Annotated in this window: 14 protein-coding genes; 10 read left to right on the top strand and 4 right to left on the bottom strand. The window is 69.3% G+C overall.

What is annotated here, in order from left to right:
- Positions 1-99 precede the first annotated feature (99 nt).
- The gene (locus tag VKA86_05675; GenBank protein ID HKK70688.1) at positions 100-1341 is read right to left on the bottom strand and encodes a hypothetical protein; all 1242 of its coding nucleotides are present in this window, start codon (positions 1339-1341) and stop codon (positions 100-102) included.
- 579 nt (positions 1342-1920) lie between these two features.
- On the opposite strand from VKA86_05675, the gene VKA86_05670 reads away from it, so the two are divergent.
- The 9 genes from VKA86_05670 (at position 1921) to VKA86_05630 (ending at position 14319) form a co-directional block, all read left to right on the top strand.
- Positions 1921-3408, top strand: a complete 1488-nt coding sequence (locus VKA86_05670; protein HKK70687.1) for a tetrathionate reductase family octaheme c-type cytochrome — start codon at positions 1921-1923, stop codon at positions 3406-3408.
- Positions 3405-5594, top strand: a complete 2190-nt coding sequence (locus tag VKA86_05665; GenBank protein ID HKK70686.1) for a hypothetical protein — start codon at positions 3405-3407, stop codon at positions 5592-5594. Before VKA86_05670 ends, VKA86_05665 begins: the two co-directional genes overlap by 4 nt.
- Entirely contained in the window at positions 5591-6256 is a 666-nt protein-coding gene (locus VKA86_05660; GenBank protein ID HKK70685.1) for a cytochrome b/b6 domain-containing protein, read from the top strand. Before VKA86_05665 ends, VKA86_05660 begins: the two co-directional genes overlap by 4 nt.
- Positions 6253-6774, top strand: a complete 522-nt coding sequence (locus tag VKA86_05655; protein HKK70684.1) for a YeeE/YedE thiosulfate transporter family protein — start codon at positions 6253-6255, stop codon at positions 6772-6774. Before VKA86_05660 ends, VKA86_05655 begins: the two co-directional genes overlap by 4 nt.
- Before the next feature lie 9 nt (positions 6775-6783).
- Positions 6784-7410, top strand: a complete 627-nt coding sequence (locus tag VKA86_05650) for a YeeE/YedE thiosulfate transporter family protein (protein HKK70683.1) — start codon at positions 6784-6786, stop codon at positions 7408-7410.
- Positions 7407-8090: a rhodanese-like domain-containing protein gene (locus VKA86_05645; GenBank protein HKK70682.1), complete on the top strand. Its 684-nt coding sequence runs from the start codon at positions 7407-7409 to the stop codon at positions 8088-8090. The genes VKA86_05650 and VKA86_05645 overlap by 4 nt, the downstream gene beginning before the upstream one ends.
- Positions 8091-8151: 61 nt before the next feature.
- Positions 8152-9453 carry an MFS transporter gene (locus VKA86_05640; GenBank protein ID HKK70681.1) on the top strand — a complete coding sequence of 434 codons (1302 nt, stop codon included), beginning with the start codon at positions 8152-8154 and terminating at the stop codon, positions 9451-9453.
- A gap of 206 nt (positions 9454-9659) precedes the next feature.
- Positions 9660-13286, top strand: coding sequence for a pyruvate:ferredoxin (flavodoxin) oxidoreductase (gene nifJ, locus VKA86_05635; GenBank protein HKK70680.1), 3627 nt, complete (start codon positions 9660-9662; stop codon positions 13284-13286).
- Positions 13287-13311: 25 nt separating this feature from the next.
- Positions 13312-14319, top strand: a complete 1008-nt coding sequence (locus tag VKA86_05630; protein ID HKK70679.1) for a dihydroorotate dehydrogenase-like protein — start codon at positions 13312-13314, stop codon at positions 14317-14319.
- A 320-nt stretch (positions 14320-14639) separates the two neighbouring features.
- On the opposite strand, the gene VKA86_05625 is transcribed toward VKA86_05630, so the two are convergent.
- Positions 14640-15278: a hypothetical protein gene (locus tag VKA86_05625; GenBank protein ID HKK70678.1), complete on the bottom strand. Its 639-nt coding sequence runs from the start codon at positions 15276-15278 to the stop codon at positions 14640-14642.
- 145 nt (positions 15279-15423) lie between these two features.
- On the opposite strand from VKA86_05625, the gene VKA86_05620 reads away from it, so the two are divergent.
- The gene (locus tag VKA86_05620; GenBank protein ID HKK70677.1) at positions 15424-15858 is read left to right on the top strand and encodes a hypothetical protein; all 435 of its coding nucleotides are present in this window, start codon (positions 15424-15426) and stop codon (positions 15856-15858) included.
- Here VKA86_05620 and VKA86_05615 read toward each other — a convergent pair.
- Both VKA86_05615 and VKA86_05610 read right to left on the bottom strand, forming a co-directional pair.
- Positions 15846-17135 carry an alkaline phosphatase family protein gene (locus tag VKA86_05615; protein ID HKK70676.1) on the bottom strand — a complete coding sequence of 430 codons (1290 nt, stop codon included), beginning with the start codon at positions 17133-17135 and terminating at the stop codon, positions 15846-15848. The two genes, VKA86_05620 and VKA86_05615, sit on opposite strands and share 13 nt — an antisense overlap.
- An 11-nt stretch (positions 17136-17146) precedes the next feature.
- Positions 17147-19384, bottom strand: coding sequence for a FlgD immunoglobulin-like domain containing protein (locus tag VKA86_05610; protein ID HKK70675.1), 2238 nt, complete (start codon positions 19382-19384; stop codon positions 17147-17149).
- Positions 19385-19419 lie beyond the last annotated feature (35 nt).

Genomic DNA, 19419 nt, shown 5'->3' with positions numbered 1-19419 from the left:
CGACACCCCGCCAGAACTCGATGCCCCGCCCGAGCCCGAAGCCCCTCCACACCGAGACCCCGAACCCGTGCCCCTCGAGAAGCCGCTGCCGGGACGAACCTAGAAGAACAGGAACACCGAGAGATCCGCACGCACGTTGGTCACCGGATCGTCGTCGTCGGTCGACGTCGGCGTCAGCTCTTCGTCGAAGGACGATGCGTACAACGCGGTGTCGACGGGAAGCTCGAAGGCGAAGCGCAGAGGCTCGGCGTTCCACACCACGCGAGGCGACACGCGCCACCCGTACTCGATGTCGGCCCCGCGGGCGAACAACTGCTGTGCGTCACCACCGAACTCGACCGCGGTCCCGGCGCCGAGGTTCGTGAAGTAGCCGCCGAACACGCCGAAGCCGACGCCACGGCCGGTGGACTCGACGTCCAACCACGTGGCGAAGGTCTGCAACGGGGTCGCGGTTCCGTCGTCCTCGAGCACGTAGCCGCCGGTGAGAAGTTGGTCGGCCATGTCCTCGCCCCAGGTCGCCTTGCCGCGCAGGGCGAAGCCAGAGGGCTGCCAGTCGAAGTACCCCTGCACCGCGAAGGCCTCGAAGCGATCGGCCGCGAGGTCGGGACGGATCCACTTCACCCAACCACCGGCACCGAGCACGAAGCGCTCTCGGCGCAGCTCGGCGAAGCCCATCAGGGTGGGCAGCTCCGCCTGCTGCTGTTGCTTCCGACCGCCGATGTCGGAGAAGGCGTCGCGCTGCTGGGCGGCCACCACGTGGAAGCGATAGCCGTCGGGCGCGAACGTGTACCGCGCCTGCGGCAGACGCGCAAAGGTCTGGTACGGCGAGCCGGCCTCGGTGGCCACGGTCCGCGGCCACACGCCGGCGAAGGTGGGCGACCAGTCCATGCCGAACACGGCCTCGTGCCGCTCCCACTCGAGTTTCACGAAACCGCGGCGCATCCGGAGGGAGTTGAGCACGGCGTTGCTCGCCCCGAAGAAGTCGGCCTCGAAATATCCGCTCACGATCGCGCCACCCACCTCGGGCAGATCGCCGATCGAGAAGGTCATCCGTGAGAAGAACGGGAAGAACAGGAGGTTGCCGGTCTCGTTGACGTCCTGGCCGTCCTCGATCGACTCGGGGAGCGGATAGAAGGCATGGTCCCCCTCCCGCGCCGCGACCATCTGTCGCGTGTCGTAGTAGTAGGACGACTTGAGGAAGCCTCCGATGTCGACGGTCTGGGCCGCGACGGGCATCACCGTGCCCAGCACGAGGGACACCACCAGGCACCCCAGACCGAATCCTGCCCACGAACGGGCAGCGAGCTTCCCGGTCCGACGATCCACGTTTCGACGATCCATCCCGAACACCCTCTCGGACGAGTCAACGACGACGCGCGGGAGCGGAATCGGACATCCGCCGCGCTGGTCCGCGAGCCTCAGCAGGAGCCGTGCTCACCTTCGTCCGACTTCGGACCAGTTCCGGTTCGCGCGCGGGGTCCACGCAGCCTGGGTTTCGAATGCGCCGAATTCGCCCCGGGACAGCCGATTGGGCCCTGGAATCAGAACCGGAAAGCCTGCTCCGAAATCGTGACGCCGAGGCGTATCGGGAATCACCGATCCACGTGCATCAGACCGAATCCTGCCGGGGATCGAGGGCAGAATGTCCGGAATCCGACCGGAACATCGGCCGGGCGTCGTCGCGCGCAGCGCCGGGAGCCCGGGATCCGGCCTCCCCCGAACGACGAACGGAGCATCCGACAGCACGGGAATCGACCACAACTCCAACACATCCAACTACTTGCTTTTCGGAGCATATACTCATAGTCACATATTTACTGCTGTGATCGAATCGACACGGCGATATCTCTCTCTCCGACACCGAGAGGCTCCGCCACCACCCGCACCGGAGCCGCACGCGTCCTCGGAGGAGGCCCGTCGATGCGACCGCATCCCAGTCTGGTACTCGCTCTCGTCATCGTCACCGTCGTCGGGCTCGCCGTGGTGCTCGTCGAACTGCAGAAGCCGCGCGCGCCGGAGCTCGACGATCCCTGGTCGCAGCTGCCCGAGGTCGCCGCGCACGTGGACCACTCCACCTTCTTCGACACCGACTTCGCCGACGGGCCCGCGGTCACGCAGGCCTGCATGGAGTGCCACGCCGACGCGGCGCAGGACTTCCTGCACACCGCGCACTGGACCTGGGCGGGCGATCACGTCGAGACGGCCGACGGTACGCAGGAGATCGGCAAGAAGAACCTGCTGAACAACTTCTGCATCTCGATCGAGAGCAACTGGCCGCGCTGCACGAGCTGCCACGCCGGCTACGGCTGGGACGACGCCGACTTCGACTTCGCCGACGCCACGAAGATCGACTGCCTGATCTGCCACGATCGCAGCGGTCAGTACCAGAAGGATCCGACCGGCGCCGGTCGTCCGGCCGAACACGTCGACCTGCTCGAGGCCGCGCGCAGCGTGGGCCGACCCACGCGCGCGAACTGCGGCACCTGCCACTTCAACGGTGGTGGCGGCAACGCGGTCAAGCACGGTGACCTCGACGGCAGCATGATGTTCCCGACCGCCGCCATCGACGTGCACATGGGCCGTCACGACCTGCAGTGCGTCGACTGCCACCGCACCGAGGACCACGACATTCCCGGTCGCAGCATGAGCGTGAGCGTGAGCAACACCAAGCGCATCGGCTGCACCGACTGCCACGCCGCGGCCCCGCACCGCGACGAGCGCCTGAACTCGCACGTCGAAGCCGTCGCCTGCCAGACCTGCCACATCCCCCGCATGGCCCCACGCGTGGCCACAAAGATGCAGTGGGACTGGTCGACGGCCGGCGAGGACCGCCCCGATCCCGATCCACACGAGTACATGAAGGGCAAGGGGAGCTTCGTCTACGACACCGACGTCGCCCCCGACTACGCCTGGTACAACGGAACGAGCGATCGCTACCTCAAGGGCGATCCGATCGATCCCGATGGCATCACGGCCATGAACCGCCCGCACGGCGACGCCGCTGATCCGCGCGCGAAGATCTGGCCCTTCAAGATCCACCGTGGTCGGCAGCCCTACGATGCCGAACTCGGCCACTTCGTGAACCCCAAGACCTACGGTGAGGGCGGTTACTGGGAGACCTTCGACTGGGACCAGGCCCTGCGCCTGGGCGCCGAGGCCAGCGGTCTGGAGTACAGCGGCTCGTACGGCTTTGCGCGCACGGAGATGTACTGGCCGCTGTCGCACATGGTCGTTCCCGCCGACGAGTCCCTGCAGTGCGCCGACTGCCACGGCGACGACGGCCGCATGGACTGGCCCGCACTGGGCTACGACGGCGACCCCGCCGAACGCGGCGGCCGCCGGCGCGCCGGCATCACCCGAACCGCGTCCAGCACCACCACGACCGATCACCAGGGAGGCACGCGATGAAGTCGTTCGCCCTGTCCGTGCTCGTCGTCACCGCAGCGAGCGTCATCGCGGCCAGCGCCCCCACCGCGAGCGTCATCGCGGCCAGCATGACCGTGGCCAGCGCCCCTGCGGCCAGCGCCCCCGCGGCGGCCGTCCAGTCGACCGACGACGCCGCGACCACATCGCCCGAGAACCCCGCCTCGCCGTTCCTCCACCCCGGCCTCCACCCCGACGTCGTCCTCCGCGACCGCGACGGCACGCCGGTGGTCGCCTCCGGCAACCCCGTCTCGCCCATGCAGAGCTGCAACCGCTGCCACGACACCGCGTGGATCGAAGAGCACAACGCCCACGCCTGGCTCGGCCTGGACGAAGCCGGTCTCGCCCGCAGTGGGCGCGCCTTCGACGGCGGCACCGGCCCGATCAACCGCTGGGATCCGATCACCTACGACCGCGTGGACTTCGACGGCGACTTCACGATCGGCATCGCCGACTGGCTGCGACGCCACGGTGCACGGCACGTGGGCGGCGGCTTCGCCACCGTCGACACCGAAGGGCGCTCGCTGCTCGATCTCGAAGCCGGCGACGAACCCGCTGCGTTCACCCACGCCCGCACCGACGACGGCGCGATCACCGCCTGGGACTGGAACGAGAGTGGCGTGGCCGAGCTGAACTGCTTCCTGTGCCACGGCGACGATCCCGCGAACGAAGCGCGCATCGCCGAGCTGAGCGCCGGCCGCTTCGGCACCGCCGCCATCGCGACGCTCGCGAACACCGGACTCGTCGAACGCGATGGCGAGGCCTGGGAGTGGGTCGACGCACTGTTCGACGAGAAGGGAGCGGTGAGCGCCGCCACGCTCGGTCTGCGGAGCGCCACCGCCGAGAACTGCGGTCAGTGCCACGGCGCGGTCGTGACCTCCGCCGCCGATCCCTTCTTCGTGGCACCCGATCCTCGACGTCGTCAGACCGAGACCACTGGCGCGATCTTCGCGCCCGGACGCATCGCGCGCAGCGGCATGAACGTGGCCGGCCGCGACACCCTCGCCCGCGCCTGGGACGTGCACGCCGAGCGCCTGGTCGACTGCACCGACTGCCACGCCTCCACCAACAACCCCGGCGCCTACGCCGAGGCCAACGCCGACCGCCCCGACCACCTGCGCTTCGACGCCCGTCGGCTCGACGTGCAGGAGTACCTGAAGCGCCCGAGCCACGACCTGGCCAAGGGCCGCAGCGCGCAGGGCACCATGCGCGATCATCTCGACGGCAGCATCCGCACCTGCGCCGACTGCCACGACGCCTCGGCCGCCCACGAGTGGCTGCCCTACCGCGACCGTCACTTCGACGCGCTCGAGTGCGCCGCCTGCCACGTGCCGCGCAGCATGGGCCCGGCGCGCCAGACCACCGACTGGACCGTCCTCACCGCCGACGGCGAACCCCGCGTGCTGCACCGCGGCGCGCACGGCGACCCGCAGTCGGCGTCGACCCTGCTCGAGGGCTTCCGCCCCGTCCTGCTCCCGCGCACCGGACCCGACGGCGAGCGCCGGCTCGCACCGCACAACCTGGTGAGCACCTGGTACTGGTACGACACCGCCCGTGAGCGTCCCGTGACCCGCGAGGAACTCCACGCCGCGTGGTTCGACGGCGACGACGTCCGCCCCGAGATCCGTCGCGTGCTCGACGCCACCGGCAACGGCACCCTCGAACCGATCGAACTCGGACTGCTCCACGATCACCAGATCGAGGCCGTCGCCGCGCGGCTGCGCGCCACAGGCGTTCGCGATCCCAAGATCCGCGCCGAGACCCAGGCCTACCGCGTGTCGCACGGCGTGGCCGGGCGTGGCGGCGCGACCCGCGACTGCTCGACCTGCCACGGCGAGACCTCGCGCGTGGGCGAGGACTTCGTCCTGGCCGACTTCGCGCCGGGTGGCGTGCTCCCCACGCTCGTCGGCGACGGCGGCGTCGAAATGCCCGGCGAGGTCCACACGACCAGCTGCGGCCACGTCGTGGTGACCCCCGACCCCGACATCGCCGGACTGTACCTGCTCGGCTTCTCGCGCGCGCCGTGGGTCGACCGGATCGGCGTGCTGGCCGTGCTCATGGTGATCGCCGGTGTCGTCCTGCACGGCGGTCTGCGCGTGGTCCTGTGGGCGGCGCGGCGGCAGCGCGCCACGACCCCCGAACTCGAACCCCGGACGGAGGCGGCCCGATGAGCGCGAACCCGATCGACGGCATCCGCCGCATCCCCCTGTACACCTTCCACGAGCGCGCGTGGCACTGGGTGCAGGCCGTGACCATCCTCGCCCTGCTGGTGACGGGCGCCGAGATCCACGCGCCCGAGGCAGTGTCGATCTTCGGCTTCCGCACCGCGGTGCTCGTGCACAACGCCTTCGCCGTGTTGCTCCTGCTGAACGCGGCCATGGGTCTGTTCTACTTCGTCACCAGCGGCATGATCCGGCAGTTCGGTCCGCAGCCGCGCGACTTCGTGACCATGTCGCTCGCGCAGGTGCGGTTCTACGCCTACGGGATCTTCCGCGGCGAGCCGCACCCCATGCAGCACGACGCCGAGCACAAGCTCAACCCGCTGCAGCAGGTCACCTATCTCGTGATCCTGAACGTGCTGCTGCCGCTGCAGGTGATCACCGGCTTGTTGATCTGGAGCGCGTCGCGCTGGCCCGAGCTGGTGGCCTCGATCGGCGGCCTGGGCTGGCTGGTGCCGATCCACGCGCTGTGCGCCTGGCTGTTCCTCGCCTTCACGATCATGCACCTCTACCTGACCACGACCGGCGAGACGCCCACGACGAACCTCGAAGCCATGGTCCACGGCGACCTGAAGACCCGACACGACACGACCACCGAGGAGGCGGCCCGATGACGACGCTGCCGCGTGCTTCCTGGAATCCCTACGTGGCCGGCTTCGCGCTCGGCCTGGTGTTGACCGCGTCCTTCGTGATCGCCGGGCACGGGCTCGGGGCGTCGGGGGCGGTCGGCCGGGTCGTGGCGGCCGGCGTCGACGCCGTCGCCCCCGCGCAGGTCGACACCAATCCCTACCTGGCGCCGATGGCCGGCGGCGACACGAATCCCTTCGACCACTGGATCACGTGGATGGTCCTCGGCGCGATCGCCGGTGGCCTGGTGTCGGGCCTGACGGCCGGACGCATGAAGGTCGAGACCTTCCGCGGGGCGCGGATCACACCGCAGCAGCGATGGATGTTCGCGCTGATCGGCGGAACGATCATGGGCTTCGGTGCGCGGCTCGCGCGCGGCTGCACCAGCGGACAGGCACTGAGCGGCGGAGCGATGCTCTCGGTGGGAAGCTGGGCCTTCATGTTCAGCGTGTTCATCGGTGGCTACGCCCTGGCGTACTTCGTGCGCCGGCTCTGGAACGACTAGGAGACGATCATGGGTCCCTTCGCACTCGACGGAATCACTTCGATCCTGGTCCACCTGGCCATCGGCTTCGGCTTCGGCTTCGTGCTCGAACGCGCCGGCTTCGGCGACTCGCGGCGGCTGGCCGCGCAGTTCTACCTGCGCGACATGACCGTGCTCAAGGTCATGTTCACCGCCATCGTCACGGCCATGGTGCTGGTGCACTTCGCGTGGGCGATCGGCTGGGTCGACCTGTCGCGCGTGTTCGTCAATCCCACCTACCTGGCCTCGGGCGTGGTCGGTGGACTGATCATGGGCGTCGGTTTCATCGTCGGCGGCTACTGCCCCGGGACGAGCCTGGTCGCCGCCGCCACGCTGAAGCTCGACGGTGTGTTCTTCGTACTCGGCGTCACCCTCGGGGTGTTCGTGTTCGGTGAGGTCGTGCCGTCCTTCTGGGACTTCTTCCAGAACGCCGGGGCCATGGGCCGCTTCACGCTGGCCGACTGGCTGGGGATCCCCACCGTGCTCGTGACCTTCCTCGTAGGGTGCATGGCGGTGTTCATGTTCTGGGGCGCCGAACGGCTCGAGGCCGTGTTCGGCGACGCCCCGCGCGAAGAGACCACCGAGACCCCGGATGCCACCACGGAGGTCGCGCGATGAGAGCCCCCTGGAAGTTCCTGGCGGCCGCGGCGCTGATCGGCACGACCATGGCCATGACCCTGGTCGGCGATCCGACCCTCGACGACCGGCTCGCCTGGCAGCACGACCAGCTCGAGGAGACCCTCGTGTCGCGCGACGTGCACGTACACCCCGGCGAGCTGCTCGAGCTGATGCACGACGACCTGGTGCGTCTGCGCATCGTCGACGTGCGCGACGAGTCGGACTTCAACCTGTTCCACCTCGCCGATGCGGAACGCGTGGACTGCGACGCCCTGCAGTCGACCTGGGGCCATGACCTGGTCGACGACGCGATCGTCGTGATCACCGGCAACGACGAGGCCCGCGCCGAGTCCGCCTGGCGCATGCTGCGCGCGCGCGGAGTCCGCAACGTGTACGTGCTGGCCGGCGGGCTGAACCGGTGGGTGGAACTGTTCAGCGAGCCCGAGCCGCAGCCGCACGAACCCACGGCATCCGTCGCGAGTGCCGCGGCCGCGTTGTTGTTGCCGGTGCAGACCGAGAGCTGCCTGTCCGAGGAGCCCTTCGCGTGGGGCCTCTCGGCCGCACTCGGCGATCGCCATCCCGCGTCGTTGCCCGACGCACACCGCCTCGAGCCCCTCGACTACCAGGACAAGGTGAAGCGCACGGTCAAGGCGCCGAAGCTGAGCGGCGGCTGCGGTTGACAGATCCCGTGCCGGGGGCTTCCATCGATCGGCACCGTCCCCGATCCCGGAGCCTCCGCGGGTGACCGACCCCTTCCTGCGCACGCTCGGCCGCCGCCTCGCCGCGGCCGACGACGCCGAGCACGTCGACGACCTGCACGTCGACGTGCGCGAGAGCTGGCCCGACAACTTCGCGGCCCAGCTCGTGGCGCGCACCGCGAGCAAGATCGGCGACGTCCTGGCCAGCCCACGCCACGTGCTCACGTGGTGGTTGGCGGCTCTGGGCGTGCCGTCGGGCTTGCTCGGTGCGCTGGTTCCGATCCGCGAAGCGGGTGCCCTGCTCCCCCAATTGTGGCTCGGACGCTTCATGGCCCGGCGCGCGTACCGGCGCGGGGTGTACGTCACGGGACTGTTCGTGCAGGCCGCGGCGATCGGTGCGATCGCCCTGGCGGCGTCGTCGAGCCGCGGCGTCCTCCTCGGCGTGCTCGCCGTCGTCTCGATCGGGGTGTTCTCGGTCGGTCGGGCGGCGGCCTCCCTGTCGTCGAAGGACCTGCTCGGGCGCACCGTGCCCAACGGTCGGCGCGGGCGTCTCGGAGGGACCGCCTCGAGCGTAGCGGGTCTGCTGACCCTGGCCGCCGGCCTCACCCTGGGCCTGCGACGCTCCGAGGACCCCGGAATCGCCCCGCTGGTGCTCGTCGTCGGGGCCGTGGTCGCCTGGGCCGTGGCCGGCTGGCTGGCCCGCTCGATCGAGGAACCGCCCGCCGCGGTGGACGGCAACGGTGCGTCGATCCGCTACGGCCTGCGGCTGCTGCGCGACGACCCCGACTTCGGCCGCTTCTGCCTCGCGCGCGGGCTGCTCGCCGGAACCGTGCTGTCGATGCCCTACGTGACCATGCTCGCCAGCCGCGGCACCGACGGGGCCAGCGCCGGACTCGGCGCGCTGCTCGTGGCCGCCTCCGCCGCGCAGTTCGTCAGCGGATGGCTGTGGGGACGCGCCGCCGACCTGTCGAGCCGGCGGACCCTGGTCGTCGGCGGCCTGGCCGCCGCCACCGTCCTGGCCACGGTCTTCGTGGTGGCCGGACTCGGCCTCGCGGGAACACCCGCCGCCGTGGTGTTCGGCATCCTGTACTTCCTGCTGGCCCTCGCCCACGAGGGCATCCGTCAGGGCCGCAAGACCTACGTGGTCGATCTGGCTCCCGACGACCTGCGCCCGCTGTACGTGGCCGTGGCCAACACCGTGATGGGGTCGGTCCTCGTCCTGAGTACCGCCCTGGGGGCGGTGGCGTCGGCCTACAGCGAACGCACGCTGGTCGCCCTTCTGGCCGTCCTGGGGGTCGCGGGAAGCCTCGTCGCCCTGCGTCTCCGTGAGGTCGAAGCGGACTGAGCCGGAACGACGGCCGCACCCGCCGCGACGACCCCCGCCTGAGCTGTGACCCTCACAGATTCGATCTGGTCTGCCGACGGGTGCGGCCGTGTACTGAACCCACACCGAACCTGCGCCCGGGTCGCGCCTCACGGCCGTGAACTCGAACGGCTGCTCGTAGTTCGGCGATCCCCCTTCTTCCACCAGAGAATCGAGCAGGAGGCGTCATGACCCAGAGGGTTCTCTTGGTCGACGGCAACGAAGCTGCCGCTCTGTCCGCCCACAAGACCAACGAGGTCATCGCCATCTATCCGATCACGCCCAGCTCGAACATGGGTGAACACGCGGACGCGTGGTCGGCGAAGGGCCGGACGAACATATGGGGCACCGTCCCCGAGGTCATCGAGATGCAGAGCGAGGGCGGGGCCGCCGGCGCCGTCCACGGATCGCTGCAGGCGGGGTCGCTGACCACGACCTTCACCGCCTCGCAGGGTCTGCTCTTGATGATTCCGAACATGTACAAGATCGCCGGCGAGCTCACGCCGACGGTCTTCCACGTCGCGGCGCGCGCCGTCGCCACCCACGCACTGTCGATCTTCGGCGATCACAGCGACGTCATGGCCACCCGCCAGTGCGGCTGGGCGCAGCTGTGCAGCGGGAGCATCCAGGAGGTCCACGACTTCGCGCTGATCGCCCAGGCGGCCACGCTGAAGGCACGCGTGCCCTTCCTGCACTTCTTCGACGGCTTCCGTAGCTCGCACGAGCTCAACAAGATCTACGAGCTCGACGACGACACGATCAGGGCCATGATCGATGATGACGACGTGCGCGCCATGCGTGAGCGGGCGCTGAGCCCGGATCACCCGGTTCTGCGCGGCACCGCGCAGAACCCCGACGTGTTCTTCCAGGCCCGCGAAGCCATCAATCCCTACTACCAGAACATTCCCGGCATCTTCAAAGAGGTGCTGCAGCAGTTCGGCGAGCTCACCGGCCGTCACTACGCACCCTTCGAGTACGTGGGCGCCGACGACGCCGAGCATGTGATCGTCATGATGGGTTCGGGCATCGGCGCGGCCGAGGAGGCCGTGAACCGCATGGTGAGCGAGGGCGAGAAGGTCGGCATGGTGAAGGTCCGCCTGTACCGTCCGTTCAACGCCGCCGACCTGCTGAGCGTGATCCCGGCCAGCGTCAAGCGCATCGCCGCGCTCGACCGTACCAAGGAGCCGGGCGCCGAGGGCGAGCCGCTCTACCTCGACGTGGTCGCCGCGCTGGCCCGCCAGTGGGCGCGCAGCAAGCAGACCGAGCTGCCGCAGGTCTTCGGTGGCCGCTACGGCCTGGGCTCGAAGGAGTTCGCGCCATCCATGGTGAAAGGCGTGTTCGACGAGCTCGGCAGCAAGGAGCCCCGCCACGGCTTCACCGTGGGGATCGTCGACGACGTCAGCCACACCTCGGTCGACTACGACCCCGACTGGTCCACCGAGCCCGACGACGTGCGTCGTTGCGTGTTCTTCGGCCTCGGCGCCGACGGTACGGTCGGTGCGAACAAGAACTCGTCGAAGATCATCGGCGAGTCCACCGACCTCTACTCTCAGGGCTACTTCGTCTACGACAGCAAGAAGTCCGGCTCGACCACGATCTCGCACCTGCGCTTCGGTCCCCGTCCGATCAACTCGACGTACCTGATCCGCAAGGCACAGTTCGTGGCCTGCCACCAGTTCGTCTTCACCGAGAAGATGGAAATGCTCGACCTCGCGGTCGACGGTGCGACCTTCCTGCTGAACAGCCCCTACGGCCCTGACGAGGTGTGGGAACACCTGCCGGGCAAGCTGCAACAGGAGATCGTCGACAAGAAGCTGAAGTTCTACGTGATCGACGCGGGCACGGTGGCCGAGAAGGCCAAGATGGGCACGCGGATCAACACGGTCATGCAGGCCTGCTTCTTCGCCCTGAGCGAGGTCCTGCCCAGGGACCAGGCGATCGACGAGATCAAGAAGGCCATCGAGAAGACCTACGGTGCCCGCGGCGAGGTCGTCGTGCAGCGCAACTGGGACGCCGTGGACATGGCCGTCGACAACCTGCACGAAGTGAAGGTGCCCGAGACAATCACCGGCGAGGTCCGCGAGCTGGTGCCCGACATGCCCGAGCAGGCCCCGGATTTCGTGAAGAAGGTCACCTCGATCATGATGGCCGGGAAGGGGGATCTGCTGCCGGTGAGCGCCATGCCCGTCGACGGCACCTTCCCCACCGCCACCGCCCAGTGGGAGAAGCGCAGCATCGCGCGTGAGATCCCGGTGTGGGACGACGACATCTGCATCCAGTGCGGTCTGTGCGCCTTCGTCTGCCCACACACGACGATCCGGACCAAGGTCTACGAGCCGGCCGTGCTCGACGGTGCTCCCGACAGCTTCCAGTCGATGGACTACAAGACCAAGGAGTACCCGGGCCAGAAGATGACCGTGCAGGTCGCACCCGACGACTGCACCGGCTGCGGTGTGTGTGTCGACGTCTGCCCGGCCTTCTCCAAGTCCGATCGTTCGCACAAGGCGATCAACATGGAGCCCCAGCTCGACCACCTCGAACGCGAGCGCGTGAACTGGGACTTCTTCCTCGACATCGAGGAGACCGACCGCAAGACGGCGCGCCTGGACACGGTGAAGGGCAGCCAGATGCTCGAACCGCTGTTCGAGTTCTCCGGTGCGTGCGCGGGCTGCGGCGAGACCCCCTACATCAAGCTGCTCACGCAGCTCTTCGGCGACCGCATCCTGATCGCCAACGCCACCGGCTGCTCGTCGATCTACGGCGGCAACCTGCCGACCACCCCGTACGCGGTCAACGACGACGGGCGCGGACCTGCCTGGTCGAACTCGCTGTTCGAGGACAACGCCGAGTTCGGTCTGGGCATGCGTCTGTCGCTCGAGAGCCACATGGAGCTGGCCGTGCACCTGCTGAAGAAGATGGCCGGCGACCTGGGCGAGAAGACGGTCCAGGGCATCCTCGACGCCGAGCAGAACGACGAGACCGACATCGAGGCCCAGCGGGCCCGTATCGCCGGCGTGAAGGACAAGCTGTCGAAGATGGACAGCGAGGACGCCCGTAACCTGCTGAAGGTGATCGACGCGCTCGCCAACAAGAGCGTGTGGATCGTCGGCGGCGACGGCTGGGCCTACGACATCGGCTTCGGGGGCGTGGACCACGTGCTGGCCAGCGGCCGCAACGTGAACCTGCTGATCCTCGACACCGAGGTCTACTCGAACACCGGTGGCCAGGCGAGCAAGTCCACCCCGCGCGCGGCGGTGGCCAAGTTCGCAGCCGGCGGCAAGCCCGGGGCCAAGAAGGACTTCGGCATGATCGCCATGTCCTACGGCAACGTCTACGTGGGCCAGATCGCACTCGGCGCCAATCCCAAGCAGACGATCAAGACCTTCCTCGAGGCCGAGTCGTGGCCGGGACCGTCGGTGATCATCGCCTACAGCCAGTGCATCGCACACGGCATCGACATGACCACCGGCATGACCCATCAGAAGGAAGCCGTGAACTCGGGCTACTGGCCGCTGTATCGTTTCGATCCGCGGCACAGCGAGACCGACCACCATCCCTTCCAGCTCGACAGCAAGAAGCCGAAGATCCCGTACACGGACTTCGCCACCAAGGAAGCCCGCTTCGCCATGCTCGAACGGATCGATTCCGAGGCCTTCCATCGCCTGACCGCGATCGCCCAGGAGGAGATCGACGAGCGCTGGCGCCTGTACGAGCAGATGGCGAGTGTGGAACGCACCGTGCCCGGCATGACCGGGGTCGAGACCGTCGAACCCGAGGACGCCGGCAACGGTTCCGGCGACGCGAACGACCAGTAGGCCCGAGACCATCGGAGGAAGACGAATGGCCGTCGATCTGAAGACCAAGTACCTCGGGCTGAGCCTGGCGAACCCGGTGGTGGCCTCGGCCTCGCCGATGACCGGCAAGCTCGAGAACCTGCAGCGCCTCGAAGAGGCCGGCGTGGGCGCCATCGTGCTCCCGTCGCTCTTCGAGGAGCAGATCATCCACGAGGAGACCGAACGCGTCCGCATGGACGAGTACGGGGCGGAGTCCTTCGCCGAGGCGCTGGACTACTTCCCGCCACTCGAGGGCTACAACACGGGCACCGAGTTGTACCTCGACCTGCTGCGCGACGCGAAGAAGGCGCTGAAGGTGCCGGTGATCGCCAGCCTGAACGGCACGACCACCGGCGGATGGCTGCGCTACGCGAAGCTCATGGAGGAAGCCGGGGCCGACGCGCTCGAGCTGAACATCTACCTGATCGCCGCCGACCCGAAGGTCAGCGGCGCCGAGGTCGAACAGCAGTACATCGACCTGGTGCAGGCGGTGAAGAAGGAGGTCTCGATCCCGCTGTCGGTGAAGGTCGGGCCCTACTTCAGCTCGATCGGGAACATGATGCTGCGTCTGCAGGACGCCGGTGCGAACGGCCTGGTGCTGTTCAACCGCTTCCTGCAGCCCGACATCGACCTCGAGGCCCTGCAGGTGCACCCGAACGTCGAGCTGAGCACGTCGTTCGAGAGCCGTCTGCCGCTGCGCTGGATCGCCCTTCTGCGCGACGAGCTGGGTGTGTCTCTGGCAGCGACCAGCGGTGTGCAGGGAGCACCCGACGTGATCAAGCTCCTGCTGGCCGGGGCCGACACGGTCATGATGACCTCGGCCCTGCTACGCCGCGGGCCGACGCACGTTGCCAACGTGCTGCACGGCGTGCGCAGCTGGCTCGAGGAGAACGAGTACGAGAGCGTCGAGCAGATGAAGGGCAGCATGAGCCGCGAGAAGTCCCCCCAACCGGGTGCCTTCGAGCGAGCGAACTACGTGAAGACCCTGATCAGCTACACCGGCCCCTACGTCTAGGGCCCGAGTCCGCCGGTGAGCGGTGTACGAACGGCCCCCGGGTGACACCGGGGGCCGTTCGACGTCTGTAAACTCTCTTTACAAGCCGCTTGACTTCACGAATTCGGAACACTTATCGTCTCTTCATCTCGCAGTCGGGAACCACGGCGGCTCGCCAGCCGCCCGGATCCGGCTCGACGATCGACTCAGGTCCCGTCGGGTCTCGCCCGGGAGCTTCGCCGGCTCCCACCGACGGGGGCGGATCTCGCCAAGATCCCGGTCCTCCCTTGCCTGGGCCGGGATCTCCGCTTTCCGGGAGCCAGGGCGTCGACGGCGTGGAGCTAGGGCGTCGACGGCGTGAGCTGTGGGCTCTCGAGCGCCAGGATCACCCAGTATCGCTGCGACCGATAGGCCTCGATCTGGACCTGGGCCCGGGCCTCCGGCCCCACGTACACGCGCCGCACCAGACCGTCGCCGCTGTCGAGTGCCGCAAATCCGTCGTCGTGTTCCGAGACCGGATCGCCGTAGCGGGCCGCGAGCAGCCCGTCGAGCTGTTCGTACAGGCGCAGGGGCCGGCTCGGAAGACCGAACAGCCTCCACTGCACCTGGATCCGGTGCAGCCGGCCGGTGTGGTCGCCGGGGGTCGGCTCGGTGAAGTCCAGCAGGACCTCGGCCGCCTGGCCCAGGAACCGACCCTCGAAGCGGAGCTGCCCGTCGCGGGCGGCGCTGCTCTCGAGGTCCTCGCGGTCGGCCATCGTGCGCAGGACCACGAAGCGGTCCATGCCGAAGCGCAGACCGATCAGACCGTCGGCCAGGGGGCCGTACCAGCCCTCCCACGGCTGCCGGGGGTCTGGCGCGCCGGTGTCGTCGAGCACGTCGTAGGGGTCGCCCGGTCCACGGTCCTGCGGCGTTGCCGGCGTGGCTCCGCCGACTGCGAGCACGGCGAAGAGCACACACGACACGAGTCGTGGACTCGGCATGACCACCTCGGCGATCGGATCCACGGAAACGGGATTCGGGCTGGTCAGGGCGGCGGAGTCCGTGCTTCCATCGCGCCGACCGCGATCCGCACCAATGTCGACCCGGTGGAGTCGCGGGGCAAGACCTCGAGCGCGATGCTGCCGCATGGACACAGCCGACCCGATCCGTGACTGGGCACGGGCCCGCAGCCGGGACCTGGCTTCGGAGCTGGCCACCGACCCCTACGTGCGCTCCGCCCGCCTGCTCGGCTACAGCCTGCGCTCGCAGGTCCGGGGATTCTTCCACGATCCGCGACATCCCGCCGCGCGCCGGCTGCTCCGCCACTGGTTCGACCTGGCCTTCGAGGCCGGGGCCGATCGGGCCGAGGACATGGCCGTGGAGATCGAGCACGACTGGAGCCACGGCGACGAGCGTGCCCTGGCCGGTGCCTGGCGTGCCCTGCGCAAGGAATTCGGGCACGTGGTCGCGGCGGCCGACGCTGCGGCGACTGGCGCGCCGCCGGGCACGCCCGACGACCCGGACCGGGCCGCGGCCCGACGCGTCGCCTTCGACCGCTGGCTCGACGATCAGTCCACGTAGCCCAGCGCCCGCAGCTTCTCCAGAGTGGCGGCTTCGGCTTCGGGATCGGGTTCGGCCTCACGTCCCGTGCGCGGAACGATGCCTTCGTACGACGCGATCGACTGCTCGACGAGGACTCCCGACCACCGCCGCAGGTCGGCCGTGAAGGCATCGTGCAGGACGACACCGTCGAGATCGCGCGCCGGTGGTACCCCGCACAGGGCCAGGACGGTGGGCATGACGTCCTTCACGCCGCCTCCCTCGAGAACGTGCCCGCGGCGCAGGCCCGGACCCTTCATCACCACGAGTCCCTCGAGACGGTGCATCTGCACCCCCAGTGTGCGTCGCCCGCGGACACGACGATGACCGACGAAGCCGTGGTCGCTCACCACCAGCACGCGACTGCGGGGGTCGACGCCGTCGAGCACGCGGCCGATCAGTTCGTCGACGAACACGTGGTACTCGTCGATCACCGACCCGAGCATGCGCACCCTCCAGTCCTCCGGCTCCAGGCCCGAGTACCGCGGCTCGAACCACCGCCAGTAGTCGTGGCTCACGAGATCGAGCCCGCGGAAGTAGACGGTGAAGACGTCGAAGCCACCGCGTGCGAGCAGGGCCTCGGCCATGGCCAGGTAGGTGAGATCGCCGGCCACGATCGCGCGCAGATCGGCCAGGAGCGCGTCGGCGTCGTCTCCGTGTGCGCGCCAGACCGCCTCGTCGACGAAGCGGGCCAGCATGGCGTCGTCCACGTCTTCGGGATGGACCACGTGGGGCGCCAGCGCTTCCCATTCCTGCGGCGGGTAGGCCGCGTCCTCGCCCTGCTTGGTCCGCAGGTCGAAGTACGGGAGGAAGTCCGACACCAGCACGCCGTTCAGCGGCGGCGCCGGATGCGTGACCCACCACCCCAGCACGGCCTGCCGACGGCCCAGGTGCCCCAGGATCTCCCAGTACGTGACCGCCGTGCGCATGTCCGACGCGCTCGGTGCGCCGCCGCGGTCGATGAAGCCGACCACGCCGTGCTCGACGGGGCGCTTGCCGGTGGCGATGGTGGTCCAGATCGTGGGCGACTTGTCCAGGGGCTCGAGGCTGCGCAGAGGACCGCGGGTCCCCTGCTCGATCAATCCCTGCAGGTTCGGCATGCGACCGGCTTCGATCAGGGGATCGATCCAGGTCCAGTCCGCACTGTCGACGCCGATGAACACGACCGGCTCGTCCACCTCGGGCGGAGGCCCGTCGGCACAACCGGTGACCAGCATCGCGATCACGGCCGGCAGGAGAACTCGCGGCCACGCACGCACGACGGCTCCGATCAGCGGACGAGGGTGACCCGGCCGGTCAGCGCGCGCGCACCGACCCGCAGGCGCACGAGATAGCTACCCGAAGCCACGACGCGGCCCTGGTCGTCGGTGCCGTCCCAGGTCACCCCGTGCCGGCCGGCCTCGGTGCGCGTCTGCAGCAGGGATCGTACCCGGCGTCCACGGAGGTCGAAGAGGTCGACCCTGACGTCGGCTCGATGCGCCTGCTCCCAGCGGATCGACGTCCGCGGATTGAAGGGGTTCGGCGCCGCGGGCAGCAACCGGGTGGCCGCGGGAACGACCTGTGGGCCGTCGGCCGGTGCGTCGTCGAGGGCGAGCGCGGTGTCGACATCGCGCGCGTAGGCCCCCCGCGCGAGAGTCCCCGCGGCGAGCCGGGGCACCGGTCCCGGATCGAAGGCCAGATCCTCGACACGCGGAGTGTCGAGTCCGTCCGAGAACTCCCCCCAGGTGGATCCGCCGTCGTCGGACACGAACACTCCGTGGGCACTCGTCGCGAGCACCAACCTCGGGGAACCCGCGATGCGCAGCAGGTCGGTCGGTTCGACCACCTCTCCGGCCGGTCCGGCGCGCAGTGGCGTGACCGTCGGACGCGATGCAGCATCGAGTCCCTCGACCACGAGCAGGTTGCCGTCGGGCCCCGGGCGCACGGCCACGAGCAGCGAGAGGGCATGCGGACCGCGGAAGGCCAATCCCCGTACGCGGATCGATCCCGCATCGGGAAGGGGAATCGACCCCCAGGCCGAGCGCCCGTCGCCCACGTACAAGGCAGCGGCTTCGCCTCCCTGCGGATCGTAGCCCACCGCGGCGCGGTCCCCCTCGACCGTCAACGCGAAGGTCGGGCGGTCGTCCGGAAGGCCTTCGACCCGACTCCACGACCGTCCGTCGTCGTCGCTCGCGATCGGGCCCGAGTCGCTGGTCGCGAGCAGTCGCCCGTCGTCGAGGCTGGCGAAGTCGCCGACCCGCATCCCCGGCCGGGGGAGCTTCGCCGCGATCCAGGTCTCCCCCTCGTCGTCGGAGGTGTACACGCCGCCGGCCGCGCCCAGGAGCCATCGTCCAGACACGACGTGCAGGGCTCCGATCTGCAGCTCCACCAGATCACCGGTCACCTCCGTCCAGCTCGCCGCCCCGTCGTCGCTGCGGAAGACGCGGCCGTGGGCCGTGCCCGCCAGGATCCGACCGGAGGCCGCGGCGACCGAGCGCACCCAGGCCGCGCGCAGTCCGGTGTTCGACGGCGACCAGAGACCGTCGTCACCTTCGCGCAGAACTCCGTCGACGAAGCTGCCGAGCAACAGGCCCTGGTCGTCGGGATGGATCTCCCAGATCTCCGGGGCGTCGCGGCCGCGGCCGCCCGTGGAGCGTTGCCAGGTGGTGCCCCCGTCGCTCGATCGGAACAAACCACGGTCGGCGCCCACGAGGATCGTGGGGCGCGGCTCCCCGGGTACCACCACGCTGCGGTAGTACCGCGGGCGGGGACCGTCGACCGTGGGTGTGATCGGCACGAAGCGCTCGCGGTCGCGCAGCTGCCAGACCGAGCCCTCGAAGTCGGCCACCACCAGGCTGTCGTCGCTCGCCGGCCACGGTGCGAGGTCGAAGAGGAAGCGCCGGGCCGGCAGACCGGCCGTGATCTCGCGGTTGGTGCTGGTGTCGCCGCTCTGCAGACCCAGGGCATCGAAGACCAGGTAGACCACGGTCCGTGGCCGCTCCGGCAACACCTCGACGGCGCGCACCGGAGCCACCGGGCCCACGCGCAACGAGTCCTCCCACACGCTGCCCCGCGTGCGGCTCACGAAGGTCCCCAGGCTGGTGCCCGCGACGATGCGCCGAGGGTCGAACGGAAACGTCTCGACGTCGAAGACCAGGGGGAGTCCGGAATCGGCCAGACCCGCATTGACCGCCGACCAGCGCGATCCGCCGTCCTCGTTGCGCAGCACGCCGCGGTCCTCGGTGGCGGCGTACAGACTGCTGCGGATGTCTCCGCTGGCGGCCAGGTCCCACACCACCGCGTCGCCGACCGTCTCGGTCGCCTCGCGCCACGTGGCGCCGTCGTCGTCGCTACGCCAGATCCCTCCGCCGTAGGTGCCGGCGTAGAGCGGACCCCCGGGACCGGTGGGGCGCAGGTACGTGGTCACCCAGGCCAGATCGGGCCCCCCACCCGTCCACGTGTCCGCGGCCGTGGCCGGGCATGCCGCGAACACTGCGACGAGGACGAGGCACGGCACCGAGATGCGCATGGAACGCTCCGGAAGGGGAAGGCGACGATCGAAGG

The sequence above is a fragment of the Candidatus Krumholzibacteriia bacterium genome (genome assembly GCA_035268685.1).
In the GTDB taxonomy this organism is placed as follows: domain Bacteria; phylum Krumholzibacteriota; class Krumholzibacteriia; order JAJRXK01; family JAJRXK01; genus JAJRXK01.
This window is presented reverse-complemented; position numbering and strand designations above follow the sequence as displayed.